Source organism: Actinomadura rugatobispora, assembly GCF_042656285.1.
Classification (GTDB): domain Bacteria; phylum Actinomycetota; class Actinomycetes; order Streptosporangiales; family Streptosporangiaceae; genus Spirillospora; species Spirillospora rugatobispora.
Window position 1 is genome coordinate 14,436 of the sequence record NZ_JBHSON010000101.1, and the last position, 14,423, is coordinate 28,858.

19 protein-coding genes and 2 tRNA genes are annotated in these 14,423 nt (G+C 70.5%); 10 read left to right on the forward strand and 11 right to left on the reverse strand.

Annotated features, from left to right (window positions below):
• Positions 1-257: 257 nt before the first annotated feature.
• Positions 258-554 (reverse strand): GYD domain-containing protein, encoded by a 297-nt coding sequence (locus ACFPZN_RS45945; protein ID WP_378289571.1) that lies wholly within the window; start codon positions 552-554, stop codon positions 258-260.
• A 423-nt stretch (positions 555-977) separates the two neighbouring features.
• Between ACFPZN_RS45945 and ACFPZN_RS45950 the strand changes: the two genes are divergently transcribed.
• Both ACFPZN_RS45950 and ACFPZN_RS45955 read left to right on the forward strand, forming a co-directional pair.
• The gene (locus ACFPZN_RS45950) at positions 978-1,568 is read left to right on the forward strand and encodes a DinB family protein (protein WP_378289573.1); all 591 of its coding nucleotides are present in this window, start codon (positions 978-980) and stop codon (positions 1,566-1,568) included.
• A 175-nt stretch (positions 1,569-1,743) separates the two neighbouring features.
• Complete coding sequence (locus ACFPZN_RS45955; RefSeq protein WP_378289575.1) at positions 1,744-2,304, forward strand: LppU/SCO3897 family protein; 561 nt, start codon at positions 1,744-1,746, stop codon at positions 2,302-2,304.
• Between the two features lie 2 nt (positions 2,305-2,306).
• Here the strand turns inward: ACFPZN_RS45955 and ACFPZN_RS45960 are convergent, their stop codons facing one another.
• From ACFPZN_RS45960 to ACFPZN_RS46000, 8 genes are all read right to left on the reverse strand, one after another.
• Entirely contained in the window at positions 2,307-3,017 is a 711-nt protein-coding gene (locus tag ACFPZN_RS45960; RefSeq protein WP_378289577.1) for a hypothetical protein, read from the reverse strand.
• A gap of 885 nt (positions 3,018-3,902) precedes the next feature.
• Complete coding sequence (locus tag ACFPZN_RS45965; RefSeq protein ID WP_378289579.1) at positions 3,903-4,193, reverse strand: hypothetical protein; 291 nt, start codon at positions 4,191-4,193, stop codon at positions 3,903-3,905.
• A 3-nt stretch (positions 4,194-4,196) separates the two neighbouring features.
• Positions 4,197-4,637: a hypothetical protein gene (locus tag ACFPZN_RS45970; RefSeq protein ID WP_378289581.1), complete on the reverse strand. Its 441-nt coding sequence runs from the start codon at positions 4,635-4,637 to the stop codon at positions 4,197-4,199.
• Complete coding sequence (locus tag ACFPZN_RS56840; protein ID WP_464043980.1) at positions 4,634-5,224, reverse strand: hypothetical protein; 591 nt, start codon at positions 5,222-5,224, stop codon at positions 4,634-4,636. The genes ACFPZN_RS45970 and ACFPZN_RS56840 overlap by 4 nt, the downstream gene beginning before the upstream one ends.
• A 34-nt stretch (positions 5,225-5,258) precedes the next feature.
• Positions 5,259-6,122 carry a DUF7192 family protein gene (locus ACFPZN_RS45985; RefSeq protein ID WP_378289587.1) on the reverse strand — a complete coding sequence of 288 codons (864 nt, stop codon included), beginning with the start codon at positions 6,120-6,122 and terminating at the stop codon, positions 5,259-5,261.
• On the reverse strand, positions 6,119-7,369 hold the full coding sequence (locus tag ACFPZN_RS45990) for an AAA family ATPase (RefSeq protein WP_378289589.1): 1,251 nt from the start codon (positions 7,367-7,369) through the stop codon (positions 6,119-6,121). The genes ACFPZN_RS45985 and ACFPZN_RS45990 overlap by 4 nt, the downstream gene beginning before the upstream one ends.
• 41 nt (positions 7,370-7,410) lie before the next feature.
• Positions 7,411-7,671, reverse strand: coding sequence for a cell division protein SepF (locus ACFPZN_RS45995; RefSeq protein WP_378289591.1), 261 nt, complete (start codon positions 7,669-7,671; stop codon positions 7,411-7,413).
• Positions 7,671-7,922, reverse strand: a complete 252-nt coding sequence (locus ACFPZN_RS46000; RefSeq protein WP_378289593.1) for a hypothetical protein — start codon at positions 7,920-7,922, stop codon at positions 7,671-7,673. Before ACFPZN_RS46000 ends, ACFPZN_RS45995 begins: the two co-directional genes overlap by 1 nt.
• Positions 7,923-7,996: 74 nt before the next feature.
• Here ACFPZN_RS46000 and ACFPZN_RS46005 point away from each other — a divergent pair, with 74 nt between their 5' ends.
• The gene (locus tag ACFPZN_RS46005) at positions 7,997-8,437 is read left to right on the forward strand and encodes a hypothetical protein (RefSeq protein WP_378289595.1); all 441 of its coding nucleotides are present in this window, start codon (positions 7,997-7,999) and stop codon (positions 8,435-8,437) included.
• 7 nt (positions 8,438-8,444) lie between these two features.
• Here ACFPZN_RS46005 and ACFPZN_RS46010 read toward each other — a convergent pair whose 3' ends face one another.
• Positions 8,445-9,398 (reverse strand): hypothetical protein, encoded by a 954-nt coding sequence (locus ACFPZN_RS46010; RefSeq protein WP_378289597.1) that lies wholly within the window; start codon positions 9,396-9,398, stop codon positions 8,445-8,447.
• Positions 9,399-9,477: 79 nt separating this feature from the next.
• Here ACFPZN_RS46010 and ACFPZN_RS46015 point away from each other — a divergent pair, with 79 nt between their 5' ends.
• Positions 9,478-10,239, forward strand: a complete 762-nt coding sequence (locus tag ACFPZN_RS46015) for a protein phosphatase 2C domain-containing protein (protein ID WP_378289599.1) — start codon at positions 9,478-9,480, stop codon at positions 10,237-10,239.
• Positions 10,240-10,249: 10 nt separating this feature from the next.
• Here ACFPZN_RS46015 and ACFPZN_RS46020 read toward each other — a convergent pair whose 3' ends face one another.
• Entirely contained in the window at positions 10,250-11,290 is a 1,041-nt protein-coding gene (locus ACFPZN_RS46020) for a hypothetical protein (RefSeq protein ID WP_378289601.1), read from the reverse strand.
• A gap of 90 nt (positions 11,291-11,380) precedes the next feature.
• Here ACFPZN_RS46020 and ACFPZN_RS46025 point away from each other — a divergent pair.
• The 6 genes from ACFPZN_RS46025 (at position 11,381) to ACFPZN_RS46050 (ending at position 14,418) form a co-directional block, all read left to right on the forward strand.
• Positions 11,381-11,453: transfer RNA gene (locus tag ACFPZN_RS46025), tRNA-Thr, on the forward strand.
• A gap of 273 nt (positions 11,454-11,726) precedes the next feature.
• A tRNA-Met gene (locus ACFPZN_RS46030) sits at positions 11,727-11,800 on the forward strand.
• Between the two features lie 123 nt (positions 11,801-11,923).
• Positions 11,924-12,088, forward strand: coding sequence for a 50S ribosomal protein L33 (gene rpmG / locus ACFPZN_RS46035; protein ID WP_018654800.1), 165 nt, complete (start codon positions 11,924-11,926; stop codon positions 12,086-12,088).
• Positions 12,089-12,335: 247 nt separating this feature from the next.
• Complete coding sequence (locus ACFPZN_RS46040; protein WP_378289603.1) at positions 12,336-12,773, forward strand: MaoC family dehydratase N-terminal domain-containing protein; 438 nt, start codon at positions 12,336-12,338, stop codon at positions 12,771-12,773.
• Entirely contained in the window at positions 12,773-13,198 is a 426-nt protein-coding gene (locus ACFPZN_RS46045) for a MaoC/PaaZ C-terminal domain-containing protein (RefSeq protein WP_378289605.1), read from the forward strand. Before ACFPZN_RS46040 ends, ACFPZN_RS46045 begins: the two co-directional genes overlap by 1 nt.
• A 137-nt stretch (positions 13,199-13,335) precedes the next feature.
• On the forward strand, positions 13,336-14,418 hold the full coding sequence (locus ACFPZN_RS46050; protein WP_378289607.1) for a UDP-N-acetylmuramate dehydrogenase: 1,083 nt from the start codon (positions 13,336-13,338) through the stop codon (positions 14,416-14,418).
• The last annotated feature ends 5 nt before the right edge of the window (positions 14,419-14,423 follow it).

Genomic DNA, 14,423 nt, shown 5'->3' on the forward strand with positions numbered 1-14,423 from the left:
GCTTGGGCGGTCGATCGCGTGTCGATGGTGTTGCGGTCAGGCGACCGGAGAGCGGACGAGGTCCTTGGGTGGCTCCTGCCCTTCTGAAGGCTCAGCCTCGAAGTGCGGCACGCAACTTTTGGCCGGCTCGGCGCGCTCTGCTGCGTGGAGTGCAGCACCTCTGACGCGTCGCGAGTGCCTTGGCGATGTCGCGCGGCTTGAGGACCAGCCCCGCGGGTGCCTGTGGAACCAGCCGGGCCGGTCCTCTCCGCCCCGGTCTACCCCGTCGCCTTCGCGATGACCTCGGCTATCTCCTCTCGGTCGAAGGCCCGGAAGGTCGTGCTGCGGACATTGCCCAGCTCGGCAGTCCGCAGCATCGCCGCGACAGCGGTTTTGTCATCGGGGGCCTCAATGACGCTCACCAGGTCGTACGGGCCCTCGGTCCAGTAGAGAGCTACGAGCCTCGCCCCCAGCCCCTCCAACGTTGACGTGAAGGCCTCCGACCGCTCGATGGTGGTCTCGTAAGCGCGGATCCCTTGATCCGTCCAATTCAGCAGCGAGATAAAAATCGGCATCTCGTGTCACCTCCTGATAACCACGACGACGCTGATACCCCGCATGTGACCAAGTGAGGCCCTGCCAGTGGTCACGACCGCTCCAAGCCGAGTGCCACACCGGACCTCTTGCAAGGCGGAGCCGTGCCCGAAGATGTCAGCCGGCTTCAGTGAGTCAAGGCTCCCTGGGTGACGGAAGCGAGCTTGTGATGTGGCTCCTTGGAGGCGTTTCCGTTGATGTGATGCCCTGGCAGGGTGTTCACTTTCGGGGTGATTGCGGCCTGTGGAGAAGGGGGAGCCGCGCCCTGTCTGGTCTTTCTGTTTGCCGATTTATTCAGGCTTGGGTGAATTAATTTGTAATAGGTGCTGAAGTTCTGAGGCTTTGTTGGGGTGGTCGGCTTGGTGGGGGGACGCCCAAGATCGAACGGGCGGGAGACTGGGGTCATGACGCCATCGGATCCCAAGGCCGACCTTCGCTTCTACCTGCAGTCCGCTCGGGACGCCCTGCTGTGGAAGCTCGAAGGGCTCTCGGAGTACGACATCCGCCGACCGCGGACGCCGACCGGTACCAACCTCCTGGGGCTGGTGAAACACGTGGCCAGCATGGAGTTGGGCTATCTCGGCGACACCTTCGGCCGGCCGTCCGGCGAGCCGTTGCCCTGGCTCGAGGACGGTGCCGAGCCCAACGCGGACATGTGGGCCACCGCCGACGAGTCACGCGACTACATCGTGGAGCTCTACCGTCGGGCGTGGGCCCATGCGGACGCGACGATCGAGGCGCTCCCACTCGACATGGTCGGGAGAGTGCCGTGGTGGCCAACCGGCAAGGACGAGGTGACGCTGCATCATGCCGTGGTGCGCGTGATCGCTGATACGCAGCGGCATGCCGGGCACGCGGACATCCTCCGGGAACTCACGGACGGCGCCGTGGGGATGCGGCAGGACAACGACAGCATGCCCCCGGGCGACTCGGCTTGGTGGGAGAGCTATCGCAGCCGATTGGAGCGGGCGGCTCGGGAGGCTGGGGGTTCTTGATGGGCCGCCTTCACTTGGTGGCGGACAATGTGCGGACAATTGGTCGGGGGCCCGTGGGCGCTTGATGTTGGTGTTTGTGCAGGTCAAGGGGAGGTGTTTGGCTTTTCTGGGGATGGTGGGGGTGCGGTGCGGTCGTTAGGTTTGTGCGGGGGAGTTGATCCGGAGGATCGAGTGGATGGTGCGGGTTCGGGCACGGCTCGGGGCGATTGTTGTGGTGGTCTTGGCGGGGGCGACCGGGTGCGTTCTTGATGAGGACCATCCAAGGAACGCCTCGCCGGGTGAGTGCCTGGAGGTGAAAGGGCGCGGTGGTACGACCAAGGATCCAGGTGATTTCCGCATCGTTTCTTGCGCCGCGCCGAACGCCGCCCACCATGACCTGGGGCCGGGTGACATCGGCTGCCCCGATAGAACGCCCGGTGAATCCCAGGAATCCCCCTACGGGGAAATCGTTCATAACTCGACATCGCCGAGCGGCAGCGACTGGGCCCTGTGCCTGACGCTGAACGCGAAGACCGGAGACTGCTTCTACCAGCAGGTCGGGTTCCCCGACGGCAGGGTCACCAAGGTGGCGTGCGGCCCGTCGGCGACCTACCGGGTCGTCAACGTGCTGCCGGGCAGGGCCGACATGAACGCCTGCGGCCAGGTCGCCGTCTTTCCGGAGCGCGGCGACCTGGCGCGGCCTCGGGCGTTCGTCTACCCTCGGCCGCCCCTCACGATCTGTACTGACCGTGCCTGACGTCAGCGCAAGAGCGTGTTGCGCAACGTGATGCCGTGCAGGATGCGCAGCCTACGGAGTTCGTAGTAGGCGAGTGCGGAGACCGTCAGCGGCGCCCCCAGCAGCAGCACCAGGGCCAGGAGGCCCGGTATTCCCTTGTAGGCGTCGGTGATCAGGTTGACCAGGGCCGTCACCCAGGACGCCGACACGCTCACGAGCGGCGGCACCACCTCGTGGACGTCGGCGGTCCGGAACACGTTGGTCAGCGACAGGATGATGCCGTAGAGCGCGAAGGGCAGCATCCAGAGGAACAGGATCACGCCACCGGGGATCAGGACGACCGGCCCGACCGCTTCGCGCAGACCCGCGAGGTCGGGCACGGCCGCGAGCACGAAGGTGAACATGGAGCCGAACATCGCCCCGACCGCCATCAGCGGATAGCGGATCCGGCGCGCGAACGCGCCTCGGTTCGGCGGCCGGGCGGCCAGGACGAAACCGCCCACGACCAGCGGCAGCGCGCAGGTGAGGATCAGGACGTTGAGCCAGGCGTCGTTGAACCGCTCACTCGCCAGCTCCTGGGGAGCGGCGGCCCTGTAGACCACGGCGACGGCGAGCAGGACCACGATGCCCGACCAGGCACGGGTGACCTGGAGCGTCCGGACGCGCGGATCGACGATCAGGTCCGGACGCGAGGGGCGGAACACCGCCCGCGCGGCAAGGAAAGGGTTCAACATCCGCAGGATCCGCCCCCCGCGCGTCGGTGGACGCGGGGGCGGCTGGGGCCGCGGCTGCCACTGTGGCGGTGGGTACGGCGGGGGCGGGCCCTGCTGCCAGGGCGGCGGCCCTCCGTATCCGTACTGGGGCGGCCGGCCCTGAGGTGGGATGGGGGGGCCGCTGTCCACCTTGCCCCCACGGCGGACCAGCAGGACCTGTCACAGAACGCTCCTCGGGCGGGGGGCCATCGCCGGGCTTCCGAAAACGTGCCTGGGAGCCGGCTCGGAAATATGATGCATGATCTACGGCGACAATGTAACCCGAATATCGTGCGGCCCCCGGGGAACGGGCATCGGATCGTTGAATGGTCCTGTGCGGGACGGTGGACGTGGTGGAGACGGGTGGTCTTGTCCGGTGCTCCAGGCGAATTGCGTTTGCTCGGTGACGCTTAAAAGCTGGGGCCGGTGCTTTACCGGCCGGGGGTGCGGTTGAGGACCTCGGCTCGGGGTCGGTGGCCAGGGAGTGGTGGCCGATCGCCGTGCAGAAGGTGCCGATCATCTCGCGTGACGGTGCCATGCGCCGCAAGCGTTCGGTGACCGCTTCGTCGACGCTCCCAGCATCGCCTCCAGGTCGGCGAAATGTTCGTCGAAGCCGTCCTTGGCGACGCCGGGCCGCTTCTTCCTCCACCCAGCGGTCGCGCGCACACCGACCCGCGACCTCCACACCGTCCTTGCGGGCGCGCGGTGCGCTGGAAGTTCGGCGCTCTGGTTGGCTGGGACGAATCCGCGGGGCCAGCCGCTGCGCGAGACCGTGGACGCCTCCGACGGTTCGCCGACCAGTCCGTCCACGGCCTGCACCTGGGGTGGGTGCCGACCGGCGACGGCGGCCGCCCCTGATCGTCGCCGTCAGTCTCCGAGGAACCAGAGCTGGCGGTGTGCTCCGGCGCTCACGTGCTCGCAGAGGCGTTTCAGCTCGTCCCGGATCTCGGGGACCAGGGGGTTGTCCTCCGGCAGGCCGTCCAGTTCTTCGGCCAGCGAGGACACCTGCGAGCTGTTGAACATGGTGTCGGCGTAGGGCAGCAGATGCCTGAGCATCGGAATGCGGCTCTGGTCCAGGCCGTCCAGCCAGAAGATGTCGATTCCACGGCTGCCTCTGGCGATGGTCTTGCCGAATTCCTGGACCTGGTAGTCGATCACGCGTCAGAGGGGGATGGGGTGGTGGCTTAGGGCTGTGTCGACGATCTGTTCGGGGGTGGCGGACTCCAGTTCGGGGGGTGGCCAGAAGATCAGGTCGCTGACGGTGGGGTGGCTCGTGTTGGTCTCCAGGAGGAGCAGGTACCAGTCCTGGTCCGGGTGGCTCGTCTGGATCCTGCGGACGATCTCCACGAGTTCGTCCCGGGTGATGTCGGGGACGCGGGGATACGCGGGCCGCAGCGCGCGCAGGGCGGCCTCCTCGCGGGATTCGGCGCCCCAGTACTCGCGGAAATCCTCGTACGAGTGGCCGGTCGTCTCCGCGAACGCGGCCTCCGCCTCGCGGGCGGCGTCCCCCCTCAGGGCCGCGATCCTGTCGATCTCACGGCCCAGCTCCTCGATGCGCTCGGGGCTGACCTGCGGGGGCAGCAGTTCGGGACGGAGGTTCATGCGCGTTTCTCGCGTTCCGCGTCGATGAGCTCCTGGGTGAGTTCCTCCGGGTCCACCGCGTAGTCGGGGTCGTGGAGGGCGTCGTAGTCGCGGGTGCTGAGGGGCAGGCCCAGTTCGGCGAGCTGGTCGGCCAGTTGGGCGAAGGCTAGGCGTTCGTCCGGCTCGTCTTGGTAGTGGGCCCGTTCTGAGGCGCAGGCTTCGGCCAGGTTGCGGCCTGCCAGGCCCCAGTACGTGAACTCGGTGTCGAGTTCGAGGACGGGCGGAGGGCGGTCCGCGGGCTCGCCGGGGTGCATCCAGTAGCCGATCCAGCCCTTGCCGCCCTCGGCCACGAATTTGGCGTACTTGCTCATCTCCGCGGCGCCGGCGTTGATGGCCTGCATCTCGGGGTCGGCGAGTTCCTTCTCGCTGAGGTAGCTGGTGTCGAGCAATGGGCCGGGCGTCCCCGGTTCCAGGAACGTGATGTCGAGGAGGAACTGGAAGTCGGTTCGGCCCTCCCACTGCGCCACCAGCATCGTGCGCAGGTCGTCGGGGATCTGCCGGCCGTCCAGACGCTCGCGGGAGAACTCGGCGAGCCGCTCTTCGTACATGCCGGACGACGATAGCGGCGGCCTCCGACAGTTCTCAGCGCAGCAGCCCCAGGCTGGTGAACATCTCCCGGCACCAGGACAGCGCGGAGTCCGCCGTCTCCCACTGGGGATCGTCCGGCGACAGGTACGGGAGTATGTACGGGTCGGTGACGCCCTCGGGGAGGTCCTCCGGGAAGCAGCCGTTCGGCGGCTGTCCGTAGCGCGCGTCGTACATGCGGCGGGCGACCGGTGGGGCGGCGCTGTCCCACACGGCGAACCAGAGGCGGCGCAGCAGCGCGGGATGCGCCATGACGAACATCAGCCGTCCCATGTCCAGCGGTTCCGCCGTGGAGATGATCCGCGCCACCGAGGCGAACCGGTCGGTCCGGCTCACGTACGGGCAGAAGCCGGACCAGATCTCGACGCTGTGCCCGGACGCGGTGATCGACGAGCACAGCGCGGCCAGTGCCACGCCCCGGTTGTGGACGGCCGAGTGCGGGGTGGTGTTGACGTATCCGGCCGGGACGAGAAATGTCACCACGCGGCCGCGCGCCGAGATGCGCTGCGGTACCGCGTCCACCATGCACTCCGGTTCGCCGCTCAGGTAGGCGCCGACGTCGACCTCGCTGCCGGTCACGTCCCAGGCGGGGACCAGGGCCGTCGTCAGCACGTCGTTCTCGACCCGTTCGCGCAGCTCGGCGACCTCGGCGTGCACCTCGGGGAGCACGGTGGTCCAGCCGTCCCTGGCCAGGCGCAGCGCCTCGTCCCAGGTCGCGCCGGCCCACGCGTCGAGGCAGTGGCGGCCGTCCCCGTTCTCGATGGTGTCGGGCGCGCGGGCCCGGTCCACGAACTCCTGCCAGGACCACATCGGGTGAAGCGCGTGGACGGTGTCGCCGGGACGCGGGTCGTCCTGGCTCATCCCAGCCCGTCCTCTGCCAGCTCCAGGGCCGAGCGGTGGGCGGCCGACATGCCGCGCGCCACCCGCCACCGGATGGCCTGCTCCACGCTCGCCCCCGCCTGGAGCAGCTTGGCCGCGTCGATGCTGGCCCGGGGCGAGAACATCACCGGCAGCCGTTTCTCCGCAGCCGTGGCGCGCAGCCGCCGCACCTCCTCGATCACCCGCCGGGCGTCGGCGGCCTGGGACGGCGCGTGCGCGAGCGCGATGCGCTCCTCCAGGTCCTCGTCGACCGGGACGTCGATGATGGTGAAGCGGTCGAGCGTCGCCGCGTCCAGCGCCTGGCGGCCCACGTACTGGCGGTCGCCGCCGGTGCCGTAGGTGTTGGCGGTGGCGACGAGGCGGAAGTCCGGATGCGCGGTGACCATGCCGTCGGCGAAGGCGCAGGAGCGGATGGACAGGGCCTGGTTCAGCTCCGCGAGCAGGCCGGGGTGGCCGCTGTCGAGCTCGTCGAGCAGCATCAGCCCGCCGTCTTCGAAGGCGCGGCGGAAGGGCGTCGCGTGGTAGTGGCCGTGCGCGTCGTAGTAGCCGAAGATCTTGCTCATCGGTGTCGTCGGGCCGAGGGACAGGGCGTGGAACTCCTGCCCGAACGCCTCCGCCGCCTGCCGCGCCATCATCGACTTCCCGGTGCCGGCCGGGCCCACCAGCAGGACGTGGCAGCCGGCGCCGAGCGCGAGCAGCACGTCCGGGAGCACCGCGTGGGTGTGGCCGCCGACGCGGACCGGGTCGGCGGCGCCCGCCACCCTGACCTCCACGACGGGCGGGACCGTCTCGGCGGCGGTCTCGGCGACGACGCGGGCCGACTCCTCGCGGGCGAACCGCGCGACCGACCGCGTCATCTCCTCGCGCGCCTCCTCCAGTGCCTCCCAGGCGTCCTTCAACTCCTCATCGACCGCCGCGCGCGCCGCCTCCAGCGTCCTGGCCGCCGACTCGGCGGTGAGGCCGGACGCCGTCTTCTCGGCGACCTCCCGCGCGGTGCGGGCGGCGGTCTCCCCGGCCGCGGACTCGGCGGCCCGGACGATCTCCTCGGCGTGAGCGACGCGCTCGTCGGCGATCGCACGGGCGACCTCGGTGGCCACGCGCCGCGCGGTCCGCTCCATGGTCTGCTCGGCGTAGGGCGTCCTGGCGAGGGCGTCGGCGTAGCGCATGACGGTCTCGAACGCGATGGCGCCCGCGATCTGGCGGACGTCCGCCCTGGCTTTCTCACGCATGCCGACCATGATGGGCGCGCCGCCCGGGGCCCCTCCCGGGGCTACTCGGTCGTGACGGGCTCCGGGACGACCGCGGGACGCGCCAGCCCGGCGGGGATCAGCAGGAAGACCCTGGGGCCCAGCCGGTCCATGTCGCCGCCGCGGCCGAAGACCAGGCCCGCGGCGAAGTCCACGAACTGCTTGGCGACGTCATCGGACAGCGCGGTCAGGTCCATCACGACCGGGACGCGCTTGTTCCGGAAGAAGTGGCCCACGTGCAGGGCCTCGTTGTAATCGCGCGGGCGGAGCGTCTTGACCATCATCAGGCCAGTGTGTCCGGACGCGCTTCGTACGTCTGCCTCACCGTCTCCCGCACCTCCATCCACAGGTCGTCCTTGGGGGAGCCCTCCAGGCCCTCGGCCCTGTAGACGGCTTCGGTGAACGCGTCCACGTCCGTGGGCGGTGAAGTGCGGAGCGCGGCCTGTTCGTCCGGGGGGAGGCAGAAGCCCAGGCGGACGCACAGGTCGTACAGGAGCGCGCCGATGTCTTCGGGGGACGGCTCGGAAAGGGTCACGGGGCAATCGTGCCTCAGAGCCTGGACTTTCGCCTCGCCGGTGAGGAGGCCGGAGCGGCGGGTACGGGTGAGCCATGTCTAGTGATCTCGAGGCCGCGCCGACCGACCCGGTGGAGCCCGACGAGGCGACCGTGGAGGCGCTGGGCGAGTTGAGCAAGGCGCGCGAGACCGTGGAGCGGGCCCGCGCGCACCTGTACGCGTTCCATCAGCTCATCGGGACGGCGGACTTCACGCTGGGGGACGCGGCCGACCATCTCGCCGAGGCGGGCCACCGCGAGCAGGCGGAGGAACTGCATCGGGAGCTGGTCGGCCGGAACGTGCTGCGCGGCCGATGGACCTTCCAGGTGGTGGAGGAGTTCGAGGACGTCTACTACGACGTGTTCCGGCGCCTGGAACAGCGGGTGCATGACGAACTCGCCGGAGGGCGGCGGCACCTGTACGAGGCGCGGCTCAAGGAGCGGCGCCGCAGCAAGGGGCACCCCGGCCACGAGGCGACCCCCGAGGACGTCCCATAGGTAAGGGTCAGCCGTGGTCGCGCATCCACAGGTCGATGAGCTCGTTGCTCTCGGCGGTGAGGGCGGCGACGCTCTTCTCCTCGTGGTCGACCTCGATCCCGACGTGGCGCAGGTCGGGCACCAGGCCGCTGCGGAGGGCATCGTCCTCGGGCAGGGCCTCGTACGCCCCGGCGCGCCACCAGTAGACCCGGGACGTGAGGGGCTTCTCGCCCTTCTCCACATGGGTGCGGGCGAGGGCCTGCATGGTCTCCATCGCGGCGAACAGGTGGGTGCCGCCGATCTCGTGCACGATCACGTACTCCGGGATCGGGAAGGTGATCAGCGCGCCGTAGGGGGCCGGGCCCAGGTACCGCCTGAGGACGTGCACGTGGGAGCCGACGTAGCGGTGCGTCTCCCCGATGTGCAGGATCGGCACGTCCCACAGCGTGTCGGTCTTGGTGTAGTGCGGCTCCTTCTCGATGGAGGTGCGCAGGGCCGCGCCGAAGACCTCGTTCTCGGGGGTGTCGCCGATCGAGGACCGGTTGAGCGGCATGAGCGAGTCGGGGTAGTCGACGACGACGGTCTGGAGCAGGCCGGGCGCGAGCGGGCGGGTCACCAGGGCCTCGCGCATCCCGGGGACGGCCTCGAGCTCCTCCTCGGTGTAGAGCCGCACCCGGAGCGTCTCCTCGGCGATCAGGCGGTCGATCTCCGAGTGCTCCCGGACGCGCTGGACGTCCTGGGCGCGGTCCTCCCCACTGTTCTCGATCTTCCGCAGGAAGCCGCGGACGAACCCCGCGGCGTTGTCCGGAAGATCGCCCCGGGAGTTGCGGCCCGCGAACGCGCGCCACTCGCCGATGTCGAGGGGGCCGCTCGGGCCGCCGGGCAGGGTCACGACGAGGGAGTCGGGGTTCTCCAGCCTGGCCTCGTATCCCTGGTCCGCGAAGGCCTGGACCAGTGCGTCGCCGATGATGTCGGGCGTCATCGTTCTCCTATCTTGATCGGGATACCGGCTTTGGACTCGTGGCCACCGCGGCGGGTTCCGCTGGGGTAGACCTTTGTGCGTGCGGGTGAGCTATGCGACCGAGGCCACGCCGGGCCTGGTGAACGAGGACCACGTCGTGGCGGGCCCGGGGTGGGCGGTGGTGCTGGACGGCGCGACGCCCCGTCCCGGGGTGGACAGCGGGTGCGCGCACGGGCCCGGGTGGCTCGTCCGGCGCCTCGGGGGAGCGCTGGCGGCGCGGCTGGCCCTGGAGGAGGCCAGGCCGCTGGCGGATCTGCTGGCGGAGTCCATCAAGAGCGTCGCGGAGCTGCACGCGGGCGGCTGCGACCTGGACAACCGGGACAGCCCGTCCGCGACCGTGGCGATGCTGCGCTGGGGCAGTGGTGCGGTGGAGTGGCTGGTACTGGCCGACTCGCCCGTACTCCTCGACCTGGAGGACGGCGGTGTACGGGCCGTACGGGACGACCGCCTGGAACACCTCCCCAGCTACACGACCGAGGCCGTACGGGCGGCGCGCAACAGCCCCGGCGGGTTCTGGGTGGCGAGCACCCGGCCCGAGGCGGCGTACGAGGCGGTCACCGGTGAGGCCCAGGGCGTGCGGCGTGCGGCGCTGCTCAGCGACGGGGCGGCGCGCCTGGTCGAACGGTTCGGGGTCCTGGAGTGGGACGGCCTGCTCGACCTGCTCGACCGGGAGGGCCCGCACGAGGTGATCCGCCGCACCCGGGAGGCCGAACGCGGGACGCGGGTGGACGGGCGCCGGGGCAAACGCTTCGACGACGCCACCGCCGTGCTCGTCCACCTCGCCGAGACCCGCGACCCCTGACCCGTGGACGTCAGGCGCCGACGGGGTTCTTGGCGGGGGCGACGTGCGGCCACCAGCCCGCCAGGTCCTCGGGGTAGTGCATCCCGTCGACGCTGAGGGCCGCGGTCATCATCGGGTGCTTGCGGCCGGCCGGGAAGTGGCGCTCGTACGACGGCGGGTCCAGCACGACGACGCGGGTGCCGTTGACCGCCGGGATGTCGGCGGGCACGCCCTCGTTGTAGATCCACTCGCCGTGCGCGTCGACCAGGTTCCACGGGCTGGTGACGATCGGGCGGCCGGGCGGGGTCTCGGCGTCCAGGAAGCAGGCGACGATCTCGGGCGCGGGCGGGGTGCCGGGCATCCCGCCGGGACGGCCCTGCAACGCCCCCGCCAGCAGGGTGTGCAGCTGGAAGTTGTCGCCGATGCCGCCGATGGTGACCGTCCAGCCCTGGCGGCTCGCCCGGTCCAGGACCAGCAGCCGCTCGCCGTCGATGACGCGCAGCAGCAGGGCGACCCAGCCCATCTTCTCGCAGTGCTCGGCCAGCCCGCCGGTGAGCGCCGCCTTGGCCTCGCGGTCGGCGACGCCGGCGCGCAGGCCGGGCGAGCGGGACAGCATGGTGTTGGCGGAGAGGGCGAACCGCTCCATCGAGAACCAGGCCATCATCGCGCCGACCGGGTCGGGCAGGTGCGGGCCGACGGTGTCGACGATCTCCTGGGACGGCTGCCCGTCGGGAGACGGGGGCGTGCCACCGGTGGCCGTGCGCCAGGCGCCGGCGAACTCGGCGGAGGCGGTGGCGACCTCGATCGTCCTGGCCAGCACGGGCTCGTCCACGCCGAAGGCGGTGGCGCCGTTCTCCACCCAGGCCCCCGCCATGATCGCGAGCCAGCAGCCGAGGTTGGGCGGCGCGGCGGCGATCCCCTCGCCCATCTTCATCGTCGCCAGGTTGAGCACGACCGGGGGCAGTCCCTGGGACTCGTTCATCACCTGGGGCATCAGGTCGCTGAACGCCTGGTCCTCGGCCGTGGCGGCGCGGACCATGGCGTCGACGCGCTGGAGGAAGGTGTCGCTCATGGGTGATCAGCCTGGCACAGGCGCGGGGCGCCAAACGATTTCGCAAGTGGTCCCCGGGCCGTGTATGGTTTCACTGCGCGAACGACGCAAGCCCCTTTAGCTCAGTCGGCAGAGCGTCTCCATGGTAAGGAGAAGGTCTACGGTTCGATTCCGTAAAGGGGCTCGGTAGCGCGAAGGCCGTTCCGAAGGAACTTCGGAACGGCCTTCGATCGTTTCCGGGTGTCGCCGGTTTCGCACCGTCCATGCGCCTGTGATACCGTCCCACCGGTCCCAGCGGACGATTCCCAGGTCACCGGCTCGACCGGCAGCCCGGGGAGCGGTGCGCGGCGACCGGCCTCGACGCTCGGATCCCGATCGGCAAGATCCCGGATCCTCGCGTTTCCGGGCTCCGGTGTACATCCGGTATCCTTGCATTCCGGTCGACACCGACCATCACGGCGGGGTAGCTCAGTCAGGCAGAGCAAGCGGCTCATAATCGCTGTGTCGCCGGTTCAAGTCCGGCCCTCGCTACTACCGGTCCTTCCCGTCCCCGACAGGGGCGGGTCGGCTGGTGCTCGCAGTCGCGGCCGCCCTTCCGGGGCGGCCGAGGATCGCAACGCTGTCCGATGTCCCTAGTCAGAAAGGCACTCCATCGTGGCTGCCACCGACGTACGGCCGAAGATCACGCTGGCCTGCCAGGAGTGCAAGCACCGCAACTACATCACGCGGAAGAACCGGCGCAACGACCCGGACCGCCTCGAGATCAAGAAGTACTGCCCCAACTGCAGGTGCCACCGCGCGCACCGCGAGACCCGATAACCGGGCCGTCGCACCGGCAGGGTCCGGCCCGGGGTGAGCACCGGCCGCCGCGCATGACGGCGGACATGGTCTGCACGCTTGCCTCTTTCCTTCAGCCCGTTCTCGCATCGACCCGCGAGGACGGGCTGAACGTCATTCTGTTACCGTCCGTCCCAGATTGGAACGACGGGTCCGGGCGAGGGCGGGCGGCTCACCGCCCCGGAGACCCGGCCCCCCGCCCCGTTCGACCGTGAAGGGACAGGACCGCATGCCACTCAACCGTGATTTCATCGGGCGGAGCTACCCGCCCAGCGAGCCCTACGAGGTCAGCCGGGTGAAGATCCGCGAGTTCGCGCAGGCGATCGGTGACGAGAACCCGATCTACCGCGACCCTGAGGCGGCCAAGGCCGCCGGTCACCCCGACGTGATCGCCCCCCCGACCTTCCCGATCGTGCTGTCGCTGAGCAACGCCGGGATGTCCGACCCCGAGCTCGGGCTCAACTACGCGATGGTGCTGCACGGCGAGCAGCGCTTCGAGTACACCCGCCCGCTGCGCGCCGGGGACGTGGTGACCGCCACCTCCACGATCACCGAGATCCGCTCGATCGGGAACAACGAGAAGATGGTCCTGGAGACCGAGATCGCCACGGTCGAGGGCGAGCTGATCTGCAAGAGCTACAACACCGTCGTGGAGCGTGGGGCCTGATGACCGCCAACGTGAAGTACGCCGACGTCGAGGCCGGCACCGAGATCCCGGCGCGGACGTTCGCGGTCGACCGCGCCGACCTGGTCAAGTACGCGGGCGCGTCCGGAGACTTCAACCCCATCCACTGGCGCGAGTCGACCGCCAAGGCCGTCGGGCTGCCGGACGTCATCGCGCACGGCATGTTCACCATGGCGCAGGGCGGCCGGTTCGTCACCGACTGGGTGGGCGACCCGGGCGCGGTGGTCGACTACGGGGTACGGTTCTCCTCGCCGGTCGTGGTGCCCGACGAGGGCGGTGCGACGCTGGAGATCAGCGGCCTGGTGGAGGAGAAGCTCGCCGACAACAAGGTCGTCGTCGCGCTCACCGCCCGGTCCAACGAGCAGAAGGTCCTCACGCGCGCCAAGGCGGTCGTCCGGCTCGCCTGAGGACGGCAGGCCCCGATCGCGTGGGCCGCGGGACGGGCACCGGCCCCGCCCGCCCGGGCCGGACGGCCCGGGGGCGCGCCGGCCGGCCGCCGCGGACCCGGCCCACGCGATCACGCGCGCACGGGAGGGGAGACCACGTGGCGGTGTTCGCTGAAGAGGTGAACCTGGCCGGATACACCACGCTCCGGCTGGGCGGCCCCGCCCGCCGGTTCGTCGAGGCCACGACCGAGTCCGAGCTGGTCGCGGCGGTCCGCCGCGCCGACGACGAGGGCGAGCCGGTGCTGGTGCTCGGCGGCGGCAGCAACCTGGTGGTCTCCGACGACGGCTTCCCCGGCACGGTGGTGCGGGTCGCCACCCGCGGCGTCGAGCGCTCCCCGGGCGACGACGGCCGGCTGTGCGTCCGCGTGCAGGCGGGCGAGGAGTGGGAGCCGTTCGTGGCCCGCTGCGTCGAGGACGGGCTGTCGGGGGTGGAGTGCCTGTCGGGCATCCCCGGCCGGGTCGGCGCCACCCCGATCCAGAACGTCGGCGCCTACGGGCAGGACGTCAGCGAGACGATCGTGCGCGTCCGCGCCTACGACAGGCGCGCCCGCACTGTGGTGGACCTGGACCGCGAGGCATGCCGGTTCACCTACCGCAACAGCGCGTTCAAGGGCGACGACCGGTACGTGGTGCTGGAGGTCGCCTACGCGCTGCGCGAGGCGGAGGAGTCCCGGCCGATCGCGTACGCGGAGCTGGCCCGCAAGCTCGGCGTCCAGCCCGGCGCGACCGTCCCCCTCAAGGAGGCCCGTGACGCCGTGCTGGAGCTGCGGCGCGGCAAGGGCATGGTCCTCGACCCCGCCGACCCCGACACGCGCAGCGCCGGTTCCTTCTTCACCAACCCGATCCTGGACGCCGCCCGCCTGGCCGACCTGGAACGCCGCGTCGCCGAACGGCTCGGCCCCGACGCAGCCTTCCCCCGGTACCCCGAGAGCCCCGGCCCGGACGGGCAGCCGCGCACCAAGACCTCGGCGGCCTGGCTGATCGACAAGGCCGGGTTCACGAAGGGGCACGAACGCGGACCGGTCCGCATCTCCGGCAAGCACACCCTCGCCCTCACCAACCCCGGCGGCGGCCGCACCGCCGACCTGCTCGCGCTGGCCCGGGAGGTCCGCGACGGCGTCCGGGCGGCGTTCGGGGTCGAGCTGGTCAACGAACCGGTCCTCGTCGGCGTCCAGCTCTGACCCCC

Bases quoted from the DNA above. Each gene is read 5' to 3' on its own strand.
- ACFPZN_RS45955 (WP_378289575.1), top strand. From the start codon at position 1,744: ATGGTGCGGGTTCGGGCACGGCTCGGGGCGATTGTTGTGGTGGTCTTG.
- ACFPZN_RS45990 (WP_378289589.1), bottom strand. From the start codon at position 7,369: ATGCGTGAGAAAGCCAGGGCGGACGTCCGCCAGATCGCGGGCGCCATC.
- ACFPZN_RS45945 (WP_378289571.1), bottom strand. From the start codon at position 554: ATGCCGATTTTTATCTCGCTGCTGAATTGGACGGATCAAGGGATCCGC.
- ACFPZN_RS46005 (WP_378289595.1), top strand. From the start codon at position 7,997: ATGTCTAGTGATCTCGAGGCCGCGCCGACCGACCCGGTGGAGCCCGAC.
- ACFPZN_RS46040 (WP_378289603.1), top strand. From the start codon at position 12,336: ATGCCACTCAACCGTGATTTCATCGGGCGGAGCTACCCGCCCAGCGAG.
- ACFPZN_RS45995 (WP_378289591.1), bottom strand. From the start codon at position 7,671: ATGATGGTCAAGACGCTCCGCCCGCGCGATTACAACGAGGCCCTGCAC.
- ACFPZN_RS45985 (WP_378289587.1), bottom strand. From the start codon at position 6,122: ATGAGCCAGGACGACCCGCGTCCCGGCGACACCGTCCACGCGCTTCAC.
- ACFPZN_RS56840 (WP_464043980.1), bottom strand. From the start codon at position 5,224: ATGTACGAAGAGCGGCTCGCCGAGTTCTCCCGCGAGCGTCTGGACGGC.
- ACFPZN_RS45950 (WP_378289573.1), top strand. From the start codon at position 978: ATGACGCCATCGGATCCCAAGGCCGACCTTCGCTTCTACCTGCAGTCC.
- ACFPZN_RS46010 (WP_378289597.1), bottom strand. From the start codon at position 9,398: ATGACGCCCGACATCATCGGCGACGCACTGGTCCAGGCCTTCGCGGAC.
- ACFPZN_RS46020 (WP_378289601.1), bottom strand. From the start codon at position 11,290: ATGAGCGACACCTTCCTCCAGCGCGTCGACGCCATGGTCCGCGCCGCC.
- ACFPZN_RS45970 (WP_378289581.1), bottom strand. From the start codon at position 4,637: ATGAACCTCCGTCCCGAACTGCTGCCCCCGCAGGTCAGCCCCGAGCGC.
- ACFPZN_RS45960 (WP_378289577.1), bottom strand. From the start codon at position 3,017: ATGTTGAACCCTTTCCTTGCCGCGCGGGCGGTGTTCCGCCCCTCGCGT.
- ACFPZN_RS46045 (WP_378289605.1), top strand. From the start codon at position 12,773: ATGACCGCCAACGTGAAGTACGCCGACGTCGAGGCCGGCACCGAGATC.